This is a genomic window from Burkholderia sp. Ac-20392, from assembly GCF_017104585.1.
Taxonomy (GTDB): Bacteria; Pseudomonadota; Gammaproteobacteria; order Burkholderiales; family Burkholderiaceae; genus Burkholderia; species Burkholderia lata.
On sequence record NZ_JAAGPB010000210.1, the window covers coordinates 1 to 13,970 of the forward strand.

The window sequence follows — 13,970 nt, forward strand, 5'->3', positions numbered from 1 at the left end:
TGCGCTGGCGCAGCAACTGCTGCCGCTGATTCACGCGGGGCGCTTCGATCCGCCGTGGGTGCGCGATCTGGCCCGCGACACGGGCGCGGCCGAGGACGCGGTGCGGACCTTGCTGCGCAAGCTCGCGCGGCGCGGTGACGTGCACCAGGTCGTGCGCGACCTGTTCTATCACGCGGATGTCGTGCGCGAGCTGGCGGAGCTGGTCGCGCATCTCGCGACGTCGCGCGACAGCGGGCTCGATGCCGCGACGTTCCGCGACGCGACGGGGCTCGGGCGCAAGCGCGCGATCCAGATTCTCGAGTTCTTCGACCGGGTTGGGTATACTCGCTTCCACCGCGATCTTCACCTCCTGCGGCCTGACAGCGGTTGGGCGGGTATTCAGGCGTAGGCGCTCGTTGTTCTTTTGATTCTTTTTCCCACGGAAGGCATTCGTATCCGGTGGTACGGCCGGGCTTCAAACCCGGTTGGGGGTGTCAGACACTCCCGGGTAGGTTCGACTCCTGCTGCCTTCCGCCACCCAAGGCTATCCGGTATTCCGATAGCTTCCGCAGACACTCTTCATATCCTTGATTTCAGCGTGATTCATGAGCGCGGCGCGCTTGCGACTACCGTTGATGTCCCGCGCATTGTCCTCATGAAGCATGGGTAGCAATGTGGGTTTGCGGGTAGGGGCGACATGGTTGGACGACAGTTGCATCGACTCAGCGCACGGTGGGTTGCAAACGAGGTGACGCCGGGTCATGACTCGGATGGCCGTGGTCGGCATATGTGGATCGTGAACGACGGGGTGCGGACACCGGCCGTCGGGTACCGTGATTCTGTCGGAGACCTGATCGATCCCGTCCTCGCGCCGAGCGAGTAGCCGCGCAGATCGTCGCTCGATCTATCGCCGGATATCGACGTAACGTTTCGTGAAGCGACGGAAGCGTCGATCCGCGCGCCCTTGCACACTGCCTCGTACTTGGCGCATTGTTGATGCTTGCGAGATGCAGAGGGCCATGACGTGACAATGCGCCCGGATGGACTCGCAGTCGAATGTCGTCAGACGGATCGCTTCTGATCCTGGAAGCGCCCAGACCCGTCCCCACGCGGTTCAGCGGCTTCGTCACGGTTGCCGCGGCGTTTGATTTGGGGTTGCATCATGACACAACCGCTCGTATCGACGAATCGCGCTGGTCCGGAAATCGAAGTCGACGACGTCGAGCGGCGTTTCAGGTCGTTTGCAGACGCGATACCCCATATCGTATGGACGGCCACGCCTGACGGCTCGGTCGACTACGTCAACCGGCGGATCGAGAAGTATACGGAGCTGGGGTTTGCGCAAGTGGAGGGGTGGAACTGGATGTCGACGATCCATCCGGATGACGTGCAAACCGAAGTCGCGCACTGGGAGCGCGCGATTGCAAGCGGTACGGAATACGAAATCGAAATGCGCATTTGGCGCATGTCCGATTGCACCTATCGATGGCACCTGGAACGTGCGTCGCCGTTGAAGGATGCGAACGGCAATATCGTGAAGTGGGTCGGCACGGTCACCGACATCGACGATCGCAAGCAAGCCCTGGCCGCGGCCGAGCGAGCCAACCGCGCGAAATCCGACTTCCTGTCCAGCATGAGCCACGAGTTGCGCAGCCCGCTCAATGCGATTCTCGGGTTCGCTCAACTGATGGCGACCGATTCTCCCCCGCCAACCCCGTCGCAACAGGCGAGCATCGACCAGATCCTGCGGGCGGGATGGCATCTGCTCGAACTGATCAACGACGTGCTCGATCTCGCGAAGATCGATGCCGGGCAAGTGGCAATCTCGCTCGAATCCGTATCGCTGGACGACGTCCTGCGAGAGTGCGATTCGATGATCGTGACGCAGGCGCGGCAACGGGGTATCCGGATGACCTTTCCGCAGGGTGAGACGCCATGCCATGTCCGCGCCGATCGCACGCGCGTCAAGCAGGTCCTGATCAACCTGCTGTCGAACGCGGTCAAATACAACTACCCGTCGGGCGCGGTCGACGTCACCTGCAGCGCGCCCGTGCCGAGTCGGGTTCGCGTGAGTGTCAGTGACACGGGGCCGGGCCTGTCTCCGGAGCAGGTGGATGGGCTCTTTCAGCCGTTCAACCGCCTGGGACAGGAAGCCAGCTCAGAAGAGGGAACGGGCATCGGCCTGGTGGTCGCGAAGCGGCTGATGGAGTTGATGGGTGGCGCCATCGGTGTCGACAGTACGCCCGGAAAGGGGAGTGTCTTCTGGATCGAACTGGATTCGGCGCTTGCGCCGGACCTGGCGACGACACCTGCCACAACGCCCGACACGCCGGCCTCGGGCGCGACCGGCAACGATGCAGCCGGGGCGTCCGTGCATACCGTGCTCTATATCGAGGACAATCCGGCCAACCTGAAGCTTGTCGAGCAACTGATCGCGCGGCGCGCGGACCTGCGCATGCTCGGCGCCCCGACTGGCCGGCTCGGCGTGGAACTGGCGCGCAGCGTGCGGCCGCGGGTGATCGTGATGGACATCAACCTGCCCGACATCAGCGGGATCGAAGCGCTCGACCTGTTGCGCACGTATCCCGAGACGGCGGACATTCCCGTCGTCGCGCTCAGTTCGAATGCGATGCCGCATGACGTCGAGGCGGGCCTGGCAGCGGGCTTCTTCCGCTATCTGATCAAGCCGATCAAGATCGCCCCGTTCATGCGCGCGCTTGTTGAAGCCATCGCGCTGGCGACGGCGCGGAAATAGTGTGGGCAGGTCGTCAGGGCTGGAACCATGATCGATTCGTCAGCGATTCTCGACGCCCGGATCCTGGTCGTCGATGATCTGGAAGCCAATATCCTGCTGCTCGAGCAGATCCTGCGCCGGGCCGGGTATGCACGCGTCGAATCGACAGCGGATGCATCCGCCGTCCACGAACTTCATCGCCGGCACCACTACGATCTGATCCTGCTCGATCTGCAGATGCCCGGCACGGACGGCTTCCAGGTCATGGAGAGCCTGAAGTCGCTCGAGGCGGACAGCTATCTCCCGGTCATCGTGATCACGGCCCAGCCGGCTCACAAGCTGCGCGCGTTGCAGGTCGGTGCGAAGGACTTCATCAGCAAGCCGTTCGATCTGGCGGAAGTGTTGATGCGGGTTCGCAACATGCTGGAAGTCCGGTTGCTGCACCGGGAATTGCGCAAGCGCGGCGACGTGCTCGAGCAGAAGGTGCGGGAGGTGGAGGCGAGCCATGTGCTGATTCGCCGCCAGAGTAGCGAATTGCAGAGCCTGTATGCGAAGGTCGTGGCCGAACAGAAGGTGTCGGAGCGGCTGCTGCTCAATATGCTGCCCTATCCCATTGCCGAGCGGCTGAAGGTGCATCTCGACGACATCGCCGGGAGTTTTCCGGAAGTGATCGCGGACCGCTTCGCCGACGTGTCGGTATTGTTCGCGGATATCGTGGACTTCACGGGCTTCTCGGCCGGCATGCGTCCCGAGCAGCTCGTCGAAATGCTCAACGAGATCTTTACCGGCTTCGACACCATTGCCGACCACTGCGGCCTCGAGAAGATCAAGACGATCGGTGACGCGTACATGGCGGCCGCGGGGCTGCCCGTTCCCGCTGCGGATCACGCGACGCGGGCCGCCCACATGGCGCTCGACATGATCGATGCGCTGGCCGGTTTCAACGCGGCCAGGCACTGCAACCTGAAATTGCGAATCGGCATCAACAGCGGCGAGGTCGTGGCCGGCGTGATCGGCAAGCGCAAGTTCATCTACGACCTGTGGGGGGCGGCCGTCAATCTCGCGAGCCGGATGGAATCGCAGGGCGTCGCCGGGCGTGTGCAGGTGACGGAGGCGACGCGAGCATTGCTCGGTGACGCGTTCGTCTTCGAGGAGCGCGGCTTGATCGCGGCGAAAGGGATGGGCGAATTCCGCACGTGGTTCCTGGTCGGCCGAACCGGCGTGTCGCCAAATTGAGGCTGGAATGACCGGCGCGGATCGTCACGCCATTTCGCGGGTTGTCACGGCATCGAATGAAATTGAAGCGCAGTAGTGCCGGCGAATGCGAATGGCGAAACTTGATCGGGAAAAGCACTAAAAGTTTGCGAATTTTTTCCGGGCTATAGTGGAATCACTGAAGGTAGACGCGGCGTCCCTTGCCGATACCGTTCAGGTAATGACTGTAGACGGGTGCTGTATGAAAAATAAAATCGACAAGACCGCCGGACCGATCTGGGGCGTGGCTGCAGGATTGCTTCTTGCTGCCGCAGGATTGAGTCTCGGCATTTTCCCGAAGTCCCTGCAAAGCTCGGGAAGCGCAAACGACTTCATGGCGTCCGGTGTTGCGATGCTGGGCATCTTCCTGGTCGTCTATTCCACGCACGAGTTGCGAAGAAGGCGTTCGCACTGAGCGCTCACGCGCGCTGATCCACGCAGGGTGATCCGGGCCGGCCCGCCGGCTCATGGATGCGCGTGCCCGTCACGCGCTATGCCTTGGTGATTTCGTGTTGATATACGAGTTCGACGATTCGCTTCGTCGGAATGCTGGCGCGCAACCCGTCGACGCTGTCGATCGGAAACCACTTGCATTTCTCGATCTCGTTGTTCGCTTGCGGCGTCTGGTCCGCGCCGACTTCCGCGAAGAACACGTGATGGATCTTGGCGAGCCCGGTGAACTGCATCGAGTAGACGAGATGCTGGCCGGTCATGCCGGTTTCTTCGCACAACTCGCGATGTGCGGCTTCGAGCGGCGTTTCCCCGCGCTTGATCGTGCCGCCCGGAAGGGCCCAGCGCGACGCCGCGCGGGCGACGAGCAGGACTTGTTCGCCGCGGTAGCAGACGACGGTCGCGCGCTCCTTGACCGGGACGGCGCTCGCTTCGGGGGCGTTGTTGGGTGCGGGGATCTGGGACATGGTGTGATTCTAACCAGCACAAATCGATCGGCCAAGCCGGCCTGACCGGGTTTGACGTTTGATCGCCGTCGACACGTGGCCGATTGCCCCGAGGTGAGTCGAAAGCGCAGGGCGGAGTGTGGGGCGCATGGCTTGGACCGGCCGGACGCCCTTGCGACGGTTGGGGGTATGCCGCTTCGCATCGCCGCGGTACGTTACGATCGCCGGACTGTCCGTACGCGCGTTCTCCGCGAGCAAGCCTCGCATGGAGCCCGATACGGCGCGCTCAAACGCGGCCGCCGGTAACGTGGGTCGCGACGACCATCGGGAAACCCGCCATGAGAATCATGATTGTCGGCGCCAGCAGAGGGCTGGGCCGTGCGCTCGTCGAAGGCGTCTGCCGCGCCGGCGACACCGTTATCGGCGTATCGCGCAGGCGTCCGGACGCAGTGACGTTGCCGCCGGGTGTCGAGCTTCAGTGGATCGAGGCCGACATGGCGTCGCCCGCCGAAGCCGCCGCGCACATTGCGCAGGCCGCGCCGTCCGCGTTCGATGTGCTGATCTGCAACGTGGGCATCTGGGAAGCGGCAGCCTTCACCGACAGCTACGCGTTCCTGGACGAGCCGGACGATGCGATCGTCGATCTGGTGAACGTCAACATCACGGCTACGCTGCTGCTGCTCAAGCGCCTGGTGCCGCGCGTGCTGCAGTCACGCAAGCCTCAAGTCATCCTGACCGGTTCCACGTCCGCGCTTCGGCAAAGCGGGCGGCCGGAAGTCGCGTTCGGCGCGTCGAAGTTCGCGCTGAACGGCGTGGCCGATGCGTTGCGAGAAGGATTCCGGGGCAGCCGGCTGGCCGTCACGTGCCTGCAACTCGGCAACCTGAACACCGACGATGCGTTGTCCGTTCCGATTGAAGAGGCCGCGGCGCGCGGCGATGGCGGGCTGGTGCCGGTTCACGACGTGGTGGCTGTCGTGCGTACGCTGCTGCATTTGTCCGATGCCGCGTTCGTACGGGAACTGGTGATGCCGGCGATAGCGGACGAGCGGTTTTGAGGGTGACGCGGCGCGGCACGCAATCGGGGCGGCGGGTGGCGTGACCGGGATCGGCCGGTTGGCGATGCGCTGATTGCGCAGCCTGCACCGGGAGTTGCAGGTGCCGACTGGTGCGACGCGCGGTGCGGCCCGTCAGGCGCACCGCGCGTCGCGCGGTTCATCCGGTTACTTCTTTTCCGGCAGGAACCAGTTCATCACGAGCGCGCAGATGCCGCCCGTCGCCACGCCCGATTCCAGCACGTTCTTCAGCGCGTGCGGCAGGCTGTTGAGGATGTCCGGCACCTGCGACACGCCGAGGCCGAGCGCGAGCGACACCGCGATGATCAGCAGTGCGCGACGATCGAGATGGACGCCCGAGAGGATGTTGATGCCCGATGCGGCCACCGCACCGAACATCACCATCGCCGCGCCGCCGAGCACGGGTTCCGGCACGGCCTGCAGCACGCCGGCGACGACCGGGAACAGGCCGAGCACCACGAGCATCCCGGCGATCCAGATGCCGACGTGGCGGCTGGCGACGCCGGTGATCTGGATCACGCCGTTGTTCTGCGCGAACACCGAGCTCGGGAACGTGTTGAACACGCCGGCCAGCAGCGAGTTCGCACCGTTGACGAGCACGCCGCCCTTGATCCGTTGCATCCACACCGGGCCTTCGACCGGCTCGTTCGAGATCTTGCTGGTGGCCGTGACGTCGCCGATCGCTTCGAGCGACGTGACGAGGTAGATGATCAGCATCGGCACGAACAGCGACCACGAGAAGCCGATGCCGAAGTGCAGCGGCGTCGGCACCTGGAACAGCGCGGCCTGGTGCATGCCGGTGAAGTCGAGGCGGCCGAGGAACGCGGCCGCGAGATAGCCGATGACGAGCGCGATGACGAGCGCGGTGCTGCGCACCCACACGATCGGCACGCGGTTCAGCAGGATGATCGTGCCGAGCACGAGGCCGGACAGTGTCAGGTTCTCCGCGCTCGCGAAGGTGCCCTTGGCCATCGCGCCAAAGCCGCCGCCCATGCTGATGAGGCCGACCTTGATCAGCGTCAGGCCGATCAGCAGCACGACGATGCCGGTGACGAGCGGCGTGATCAGGCGCTTCACGAACGGCAGGATGCGCGATACGCCCATCTCGACGAACGACCCGGCCATCACGACGCCGAAGATCGCGGCCATCACGGTTTCGACCGGCGTGCCTTGCTTGACCATCAGGCTGCCGCCGGCGATCAGCGGGCCGACGAAGTTGAAGCTCGTGCCCTGGACGATCAGCAGGCCGGCGCCCAGCGGGCCGAAGCGCTTGCACTGGACGAAGGTGGCGATGCCGGAAATCACCAGCGACATCGACACGATAAGGGTCGTATCGCGGCTGGAGACGCCGAGTGCCTGGCAGATCAGCAGGCCGGGCGTGACGATCGGCACGATGATCGCGAGCAGGTGCTGCAGCGCGGCGACGAAGGCGACCATCGGCGCCGGCCGGTCGTTCGGGCCGTAGACGAGGTCGCGGGCCGAATCTGCGGCGTCGGCGCCGTGGGCGGCGGGTTGGGCGGGGGAGGCGGGTTGCATGGCGAGCGGGCCGGACAAGGTGGAAAGTGCGGCATTTTAGCCGAACGGCCCGCTGCCGCTGCCGGGGGGACTGCAATAGCGGGGATTCGACGGATCCGGAAAACGGTGGCGGATCGGTGCCCGGGCCGGCCGTGACCGCGGCGCCCGCCGGTCAGCGGGGCTGCCGCGATGCGAGGGCGGTCGGCGCGGTGGTCGGGGCAGTGGTCGCATGGAACCCGGGCAGCTCGGGAATCCGCCGCTCCATGAACTGCAGGAACGTGCGGGTCCGGAGCGGCAGATACCGGCGCGACGCGTATACGAGGTGCAGCGCATGCGGCGGCACCATGTCCCACTTCGGCAGCAACCGGACGAGCTGCCCGCTGTCGATCAGGTCCTGAACGAGCCACGCGGGCCCGCTGCCCACTGCGTGGCCTGCCAGGAAGCATTCCCGCAGTGCCATCGAGCTGTTCACGCGATACCGGCCGCGCACCGGAACGACGACCTGCTCGTCGCCGCGCGCGAAGGCCAGTTCGTTGGCGATGTCGGCGCGCGCGTAGCCGACGTACTCGTGCTTCGCGAGGTCGTCCGGCCGGCGGAGCTTCGGCGCCTGCGACACGTACCCCGGCGTGGCGACCAGCAGGCGCGGCGACGACGCAATGTGGCGCGCCACGGCGTCCGGTGGCAGCAGGTTACCGAGGCGAATGGCGACATCGACGCCTTCTTCTACCAGGTCGATCACGCGGTCGGTCAATTGCAGCTCGACCTCGATCTCCGGCCACGCGGCGAGGAATTCGAGCACGAGCGCGTTCAGCCTCAGCTCGCCCAGCCCCAGCGGCGCATTGACGACCAGCTTGCCGACCGGCCGCACCGTTTGCCCGCGCACCTCGGCCACCGCGCTCGCGTATTCGTCGATCACGCGCTTGCAGCGATCGTAGAACCGGCGGCCTTCGTCGGTGGGCGCGAGGCTCGTGGTCGAGCGTTCGAGCAGGCGAACACCCAGTTCCTTTTCGAATGCGGCGACGATCTTGCTGATCGTCGGCTGGCCGGTGCCTTCCTCGCGCGCGACCGCCGAGAAATTGCCGAGCTCGATGGCGCGGACGAACACGCGCATGGATCGCAGCGAATCCATCTTATTCCCTTATGGCATGAACCTTATTCAAGTCTCCCACGTTCCTGCGCAATGGGGAATGACCTAACGTTCGTGAACCTTCAATCCCTGATGAGGAGTCGACATGAACGAGGCAACGCAATCTTCGGCACTGGACGGTGCGCACGTCGTGATATTCGGCGGGAGTTCCGGCATCGGCCTCGAGGCTGCTGCCGCCGCCAAGGCGAAAGGCGCCAGCGTCACGCTGGTCGGCCGGACCCGCGCGAAGCTCGAGTCTGCCGCGCAGGCAATCGGCGGCGCGCGCGTCGCGGTGGCCGACATCGCGGACCGCGATGCGGTGCAGGCCGTATTCGACACGATCACGCGTGTCGATCACCTGGTCGTCACGGCCGGCCGGTTCATTGCCGGCAAGCTGAACGAGACCGATCCCGATCACCTGCTTGCCGCGCTGCAGGAGCGTATCGCCGGGCCGGTCTACGCGATCCGGGCCGCGTTGCCGCTGATGCCCGCGACCGGCTCGATCGTGCTGACCGGCGGGCAACTGTCGGATCGTCCGGCCGCGCAGGGCGTGTCCGTCATTGCCGCCGCCGTGCGCGGCGTCGAGGCGCTGGCGCAGTCGCTCGCGCTGGAACTGAAGCCGATTCGCGTGAACGTCGTCGCGCCCGGCTTCATCGAGACGCCGCTGTACGACGCGTTCGGCCCGGAGGCGCGCGACGCGATCCTCGCGGGCGCCGCGTCGTCATTGCCCGGCGGCCGGGTCGGGCGCGCCGATGAAGTGGGGGAAGCGATCGCGTTCCTGCTGGGCAACGGCTTCATGAACGGCGAGATCCTGCACATCGACGGCGGCGGCCGGCTGGTCTGAGCCGTGCGTCAGCCTGCCGCGCGCGTACCGGTGCGGCGCGCTGGCGGGCGCGGCGCGCGGCCATCCGGATACGCGCGCTGGCAGACGGCGATGACCGCATCGCGCAGGCGGCGGTGCACGGGGTCGCCGTGCATGCGCGGATGCCACAGCGCGGACACGAGGATCTCGGGCAGGCGCTCCGGGATCTCGAAACTGCGCAGCCCGAGGGCCTCCGTGAGCCCCGGCGAGAACGCGTTGCCGAGGCTCGAGCGCGGCACGAGTGCGATCAGGTCGGTGCTGGCCGCGACGCGCATCGCATCAGGGTAGCCCGGTACGACGACGTGCACGGTGTGGCTCGAGCCGGCCTTGTCGGTCGCGTCGTCGGCCGGTCCGCCGAAATCGCCGAGTTGCGCCGCGATCACGTGACGGCACGCCGCATAGCGCGCGGGCGTGATCCTGCCCGATGCGAACAGCGGATGCCCCGCGCGGGCCACCGCGACGTGCCAGTCGTGAAACAGCATGCGGGTGTGCAGTTCGGGTGCATCGTCGCCGCGCTTGCCGATTTCCAGGTCGACGGCGCCGTCGCGCAGCGCTTGCGGATCGCGGTCGGGTTTCGGGACGAAGCGGATGCGCACCCGCGGCGCGATTTCGCCGAGCGCGGCGACCACCGGGCCGGACAGCATTTCCATGAACGATGCGGCCGCGCGGAGGGTGAACGTGGAGGCGTGCGTCGCCATGTCCACGTCGGCCGTCGCCGGCCGCAGCACCGCGCGTGCATCGCTCGCGATTGCGTGCACGCGGTCGCGCAACGCGGCGGCGTGCGGCGTCGGCACGAGCTTGCGTCCGGCGCGCACCAGCAACGGGTCGCCGGTGGACATCCGCAGCCGCGTGAGCGTGCGGCTCATGGCCGACGTGCTCAGGCCAAGCCGGCGTGCGGCGCCGGTCACGCTGCCTTCCGACAGCAGCACGTCGAGCGCGGTGACGAGGTTCAGGTCGATGTCTTCCATGGCGACAGGATACGCCTCTGCGCGATTTGGCATGGCGTCTGATGCAACTATGGGTTGAATCTGGTGCGTCTGGCGCCTGTCGTGATGCGCACCTATAGTGGCTGCATGACGAAACCGGCAAAGGCGGAAACCATGCAATCAACCGAATCGAACCGAAACATGCCTGCGATCCTGCTCGTCGCGGCGTCGCGCGGCCTGGGGCTCGCAATGGCGGAGGCGTTCCTGGAAAAAGGCTGGCGCGTCACGGGCACCGTGCGCGCAGGATCGGGACGCACGAAGCTGCACGATCTCGCCGACCGGTTCGACGGCCGGCTCGACATCGAGACGCTCGACATCTGCGAGCCGGTGCAACTGGCCGCGCTGCGCGAGCGGCTGTCGGGCCGGCGCTTCGACATGCTGTTCGTGAATGCGGGCACGACGAACGAGGCAACCGAAACGATCGGCGAAGTGACGACCGACGAGTTCGTGCGCGTGATGATCACGAATGCATTGGCGCCGATGCGCGTGATCGAGACGCTGCAGGATCTCGTGACCGACGATGGCCTGATCGGTGCGATGTCGTCGGGGCAGGGCAGCGTCGCAAACAACGTCAGCGGGATGCGCGAGGTCTATCGCGGCAGCAAGGCCGCGCTGAACCAGTTCATGCGCAGCTTCGCGGTGCGCCAGGCCGATACGCGGCGTGCGATGGTGCTGATGGCGCCCGGCTGGGTCCGCACGGAACTGGGTGGGCCCGATGCGCGCCTGACGATTGAGGAAAGCGTGCCGAGTCTCGTCGACGTGCTGATCGCGAAGCGTGTGCGCCCGGGGCTCGAGTATCTCGACTATCTGGGGCGGACGGTGCCGTGGTAGTCGGCCCATCGGTGCATCGCGCGGGTAGTGACCGATTGCGATCCGCCGTGCCGTGAACGGGCGCGGGATTCGCCCGGTTTCTCGCGGCCCGGTGGCGGTACTGCGAAGGGCGCGCCGATTCAATACAATGCGACGATCAGCCAGTGACACGGCGTTGCGCCGTCGCGTTCGAATCCCTCCGGTTCGCCGCGCATCGTGTGCGTCCCCGTCGTGACGGCCCCCAGTCGAACACGGAGCGCAACATGAACGAAACTTACCTGCAGGTCATCGCGCATTTCTACGCCAAACCCGGCAACGGCGATCGCGTGATCGAATTGCTCGCGGAGCTCGCGCCCCTGACGCGCGCCGAGCCGAAGAATCTCGACTACGCGTATTTCCGGTCGCCGGAGAACCCCGACCACGTCGTGATCCTCGAACGCTACCGCGACGCGGACGGCCTCGACGTGCATCGGGAAACGCCGCATTTCCAGCGGATCGGGTTCGGCGCGATCATTCCGTTGCTCGATCGCCGCGAAGTGTCGAGCTACATGGTGCAGCCGGACACCGGCGCGGCGACGCCACCGGGAGGCGCCCGATGAACCCGTTTCAATTCCGTACCGTTCCGACACAGGTCGTCGAATTCGGCGCCGCGCGCCGGCTCGGCGCGTTGTTGCGCGAACGCTTTCCGGCGCTCGTGCGGCTGTGTGTCGTCACCGACGCGTTCCTGCATCGCAGCGGCGTGCTCGCGCCCGCGCTGGAGAGCCTCGCCGCGCACGGCTGGCAAGTCACCGTGATCGACGACGTGATCGCCGATCCGCCCGAGCATGTGGTGCTGGAAGCGACCGAACGGGCCGTCGCGGCCGATGCCGAGATCGTGCTCGGCCTGGGCGGCGGATCGTCGATGGACGTCGCGAAGCTGATCGCGGTGCTCGCGCCGGGGCAGCAGGCGCTGGCCGACATGTACGGCGTCGACAAGGTGACGAGCGCGCGGTTGCCGCTCGTGCAGATGCCGACGACGGCCGGCACCGGCTCCGAAGTGACGGCCGTGTCGATCGTCACGGTCGGCGAGGCGCGCAAGATGGGCGTCGTGTCGCCGCACCTGTTCGCGGATGTCGCGATCCTCGACGCCGAACTGACGCTCGGCCTGCCGCGTGCGGCGACGGCCGCGACAGGCATCGACGCGATGGTGCATGCGATCGAGGCCTATACGTCCGCGCGGCTGAAGAACCCGGTGTCCGACATGCTGGCCGTGCACGCGCTGACGCTGCTGTCGCGCAACCTGCTCACGGCGTGCGACGACGGCCACAACCGCCACGCGCGCGAGGCGATGCTGGTCGGCGCGATGTTCGCGGGGCAGGCGTTCGCGAACGCACCGGTCGCGGCCGTGCACGCGCTGGCCTATCCGGTCGGCGGGATCTTCCATGTGCCGCACGGGCTGTCGAATGCGCTCGTGCTGCCGCACGTGCTGCGGTTCAACGCGCCGGCCGCCGCGCCGCTGTATGCGGAACTCGCCGCGATCGTCGCGCCGTCGGCGACGGGCAGCGACGAAGCGCGCACCCACGCGCTGATCGCTGAAATCGACCGGCTGATCGTCGCGACGGGCATCCCGCGCACGCTGCGCGAGGTCGGCATCGGGGAAGATGACCTGCCGAGGATGGCGTCGGACGCGATGCTGCAGACGCGCCTGCTCGTGAACAATCCGCGCGAGGTGACGGAGGCCGACGCGCTGGAGATCTACCGGCAGGCGTGGTGACGCGGCGGGCGGGCGCGTTGCGCCGCCCGTCATGCATTCACGATGCGCTCGCGGCTTGTCGCGCGGGCCAGGCCGCGACGCAGGCGCACGCGAGCGCAACGGCCACGAGCCCGCATCCGGCCCACGGCGTGACGCGCAGCGCGTCGCGTTCGACGAGCACGCCGCCGAGCGCCGAACCGAGTGCGACACCCGCATGCATGGCCGACACGTTGATGCCGACGCTCGCATCGGCCAGCGTCGGCGCAGTGTGGATCAGGTAGTTCTGCACGATCGGCGAGATCGACCAGCTGATGCCGCCCCACAGCATCATCGCGGGCACGAAAGCCAGCGGCGATACACCGGCCGCGGGCAGCACGGCCATCGCGACGAGAAACACGACCGGGCACGCCCACAGCGCGCGCGATGCGCCGAGCCGGTCCGAGAAAAGTCCGCCAAGCCATGCGCCGGTCACGCCGGCCATTCCAAATGCGACGTACAACCCTTCGAGCGCGGCTGCGCCGGGCGACAGCACGACCTGCAGATACGGCGTGAGATACGCGAACAGCGTGAAGTGACCGCCGATCATCGCGATGGAGACGAGTTGCGCGGCCACCAGCCGGGGGCGGGCGAGCACCGCGCGATACGACGGTGTGGCCGCTGCAGCGGCGGCAGCGGTGGCAGCGATCGGCGCCATGCGGGGCAATCGCCGGCCAAGCCAGATCGCGAGCGGCAGCGCAGGCACGGCGATCGACACGAACACCGCGCGCCAGCCGGCCCAGTCGGCGATCCGCATCCCGATCGGCACACCGAGCACGAGCGACGCGCTGATCCCCATGAACACGATGCCGATCGCACGGCCGCGTTGCGACGCCGGCGCAAGCTCGGCTGCGAACCGCGTCGCGACGAGGATCAGCGTCGCGCAGCTCGCGGCCATCAGCACGCGTGCGGCGAACAGGCTCGCATAGACTGGGCTGGCCGCGGCGCACAGGTTCGCGGCCGAGAA

Annotated in this window: 14 protein-coding genes and 1 tRNA gene; 10 read left to right on the forward strand and 5 right to left on the reverse strand. The window is 66.7% G+C overall.

Annotation, left to right across the window (positions count from 1 at the left end; genetic code table 11):
• From G3N99_RS21905 to G3N99_RS21925, 5 genes are all read left to right on the forward strand, one after another.
• Positions 1-388 (forward strand): SelB C-terminal domain-containing protein (locus tag G3N99_RS21905; RefSeq protein ID WP_206123455.1); only part of this gene is annotated, 388 nt, incomplete at its 5' end.
• Positions 389-420: 32 nt separating this feature from the next.
• Positions 421-516 (forward strand) — tRNA-Sec (locus tag G3N99_RS21910).
• Between the two features lie 625 nt (positions 517-1,141).
• Positions 1,142-2,734 carry a PAS domain-containing sensor histidine kinase gene (locus G3N99_RS21915; RefSeq protein ID WP_206123464.1) on the forward strand — a complete coding sequence of 531 codons (1,593 nt, stop codon included), beginning with the start codon at positions 1,142-1,144 and terminating at the stop codon, positions 2,732-2,734.
• A gap of 27 nt (positions 2,735-2,761) precedes the next feature.
• The gene (locus G3N99_RS21920) at positions 2,762-3,949 is read left to right on the forward strand and encodes an adenylate/guanylate cyclase domain-containing protein (RefSeq protein ID WP_206123456.1); all 1,188 of its coding nucleotides are present in this window, start codon (positions 2,762-2,764) and stop codon (positions 3,947-3,949) included.
• A 220-nt stretch (positions 3,950-4,169) separates the two neighbouring features.
• Positions 4,170-4,382 (forward strand): hypothetical protein, encoded by a 213-nt coding sequence (locus G3N99_RS21925; protein WP_206123457.1) that lies wholly within the window; start codon positions 4,170-4,172, stop codon positions 4,380-4,382.
• Positions 4,383-4,458: 76 nt separating this feature from the next.
• Here G3N99_RS21925 and G3N99_RS21930 read toward each other — a convergent pair whose 3' ends face one another.
• Complete coding sequence (locus G3N99_RS21930; RefSeq protein ID WP_206123458.1) at positions 4,459-4,884, reverse strand: NUDIX hydrolase; 426 nt, start codon at positions 4,882-4,884, stop codon at positions 4,459-4,461.
• A gap of 317 nt (positions 4,885-5,201) precedes the next feature.
• On the opposite strand from G3N99_RS21930, the gene G3N99_RS21935 reads away from it, so the two are divergent.
• Positions 5,202-5,918, forward strand: coding sequence for an SDR family oxidoreductase (locus tag G3N99_RS21935; RefSeq protein ID WP_174943642.1), 717 nt, complete (start codon positions 5,202-5,204; stop codon positions 5,916-5,918).
• A gap of 165 nt (positions 5,919-6,083) precedes the next feature.
• Here G3N99_RS21935 and G3N99_RS21940 read toward each other — a convergent pair whose 3' ends face one another.
• Positions 6,084-7,472, reverse strand: a complete 1,389-nt coding sequence (locus G3N99_RS21940) for a nucleobase:cation symporter-2 family protein (RefSeq protein WP_174936141.1) — start codon at positions 7,470-7,472, stop codon at positions 6,084-6,086.
• Positions 7,473-7,623: 151 nt separating this feature from the next.
• Positions 7,624-8,580, reverse strand: a complete 957-nt coding sequence (locus G3N99_RS21945; protein WP_206123459.1) for a LysR family transcriptional regulator — start codon at positions 8,578-8,580, stop codon at positions 7,624-7,626.
• Positions 8,581-8,683: 103 nt separating this feature from the next.
• Here G3N99_RS21945 and G3N99_RS21950 point away from each other — a divergent pair, with 103 nt between their 5' ends.
• Positions 8,684-9,421 (forward strand): SDR family oxidoreductase, encoded by a 738-nt coding sequence (locus G3N99_RS21950; protein WP_174943648.1) that lies wholly within the window; start codon positions 8,684-8,686, stop codon positions 9,419-9,421.
• An 8-nt stretch (positions 9,422-9,429) separates the two neighbouring features.
• Here G3N99_RS21950 and G3N99_RS21955 read toward each other — a convergent pair whose 3' ends face one another.
• Positions 9,430-10,407 carry a LysR family transcriptional regulator gene (locus G3N99_RS21955; RefSeq protein WP_206123460.1) on the reverse strand — a complete coding sequence of 326 codons (978 nt, stop codon included), beginning with the start codon at positions 10,405-10,407 and terminating at the stop codon, positions 9,430-9,432.
• A 132-nt stretch (positions 10,408-10,539) separates the two neighbouring features.
• Between G3N99_RS21955 and G3N99_RS21960 the strand changes: the two genes are divergently transcribed.
• From G3N99_RS21960 to G3N99_RS21970, 3 genes are all read left to right on the forward strand, one after another.
• Positions 10,540-11,256, forward strand: a complete 717-nt coding sequence (locus tag G3N99_RS21960) for an SDR family oxidoreductase (protein WP_206123461.1) — start codon at positions 10,540-10,542, stop codon at positions 11,254-11,256.
• A gap of 242 nt (positions 11,257-11,498) precedes the next feature.
• Complete coding sequence (locus tag G3N99_RS21965; protein ID WP_206123462.1) at positions 11,499-11,834, forward strand: putative quinol monooxygenase; 336 nt, start codon at positions 11,499-11,501, stop codon at positions 11,832-11,834.
• Positions 11,831-12,988: an iron-containing alcohol dehydrogenase gene (locus G3N99_RS21970; RefSeq protein ID WP_174936131.1), complete on the forward strand. Its 1,158-nt coding sequence runs from the start codon at positions 11,831-11,833 to the stop codon at positions 12,986-12,988. Before G3N99_RS21965 ends, G3N99_RS21970 begins: the two co-directional genes overlap by 4 nt.
• A 37-nt stretch (positions 12,989-13,025) precedes the next feature.
• Here G3N99_RS21970 and G3N99_RS21975 read toward each other — a convergent pair.
• A partial coding sequence (locus tag G3N99_RS21975; RefSeq protein ID WP_206123463.1) for an MFS transporter occupies positions 13,026-13,970 on the reverse strand: 945 nt, incomplete at its 5' end.

Bases quoted from the DNA above. Each gene is read 5' to 3' on its own strand.
- G3N99_RS21915 (WP_206123464.1), top strand. From the start codon at position 1,142: ATGACACAACCGCTCGTATCGACGAATCGCGCTGGTCCGGAAATCGAA.
- G3N99_RS21920 (WP_206123456.1), top strand. From the start codon at position 2,762: ATGATCGATTCGTCAGCGATTCTCGACGCCCGGATCCTGGTCGTCGAT.
- G3N99_RS21925 (WP_206123457.1), top strand. From the start codon at position 4,170: ATGAAAAATAAAATCGACAAGACCGCCGGACCGATCTGGGGCGTGGCT.
- G3N99_RS21930 (WP_206123458.1), bottom strand. From the start codon at position 4,884: ATGTCCCAGATCCCCGCACCCAACAACGCCCCCGAAGCGAGCGCCGTC.
- G3N99_RS21935 (WP_174943642.1), top strand. From the start codon at position 5,202: ATGAGAATCATGATTGTCGGCGCCAGCAGAGGGCTGGGCCGTGCGCTC.
- G3N99_RS21940 (WP_174936141.1), bottom strand. From the start codon at position 7,472: ATGCAACCCGCCTCCCCCGCCCAACCCGCCGCCCACGGCGCCGACGCC.
- G3N99_RS21945 (WP_206123459.1), bottom strand. From the start codon at position 8,580: ATGGATTCGCTGCGATCCATGCGCGTGTTCGTCCGCGCCATCGAGCTC.
- G3N99_RS21950 (WP_174943648.1), top strand. From the start codon at position 8,684: ATGAACGAGGCAACGCAATCTTCGGCACTGGACGGTGCGCACGTCGTG.
- G3N99_RS21955 (WP_206123460.1), bottom strand. From the start codon at position 10,407: ATGGAAGACATCGACCTGAACCTCGTCACCGCGCTCGACGTGCTGCTG.
- G3N99_RS21960 (WP_206123461.1), top strand. From the start codon at position 10,540: ATGCAATCAACCGAATCGAACCGAAACATGCCTGCGATCCTGCTCGTC.
- G3N99_RS21965 (WP_206123462.1), top strand. From the start codon at position 11,499: ATGAACGAAACTTACCTGCAGGTCATCGCGCATTTCTACGCCAAACCC.
- G3N99_RS21970 (WP_174936131.1), top strand. From the start codon at position 11,831: ATGAACCCGTTTCAATTCCGTACCGTTCCGACACAGGTCGTCGAATTC.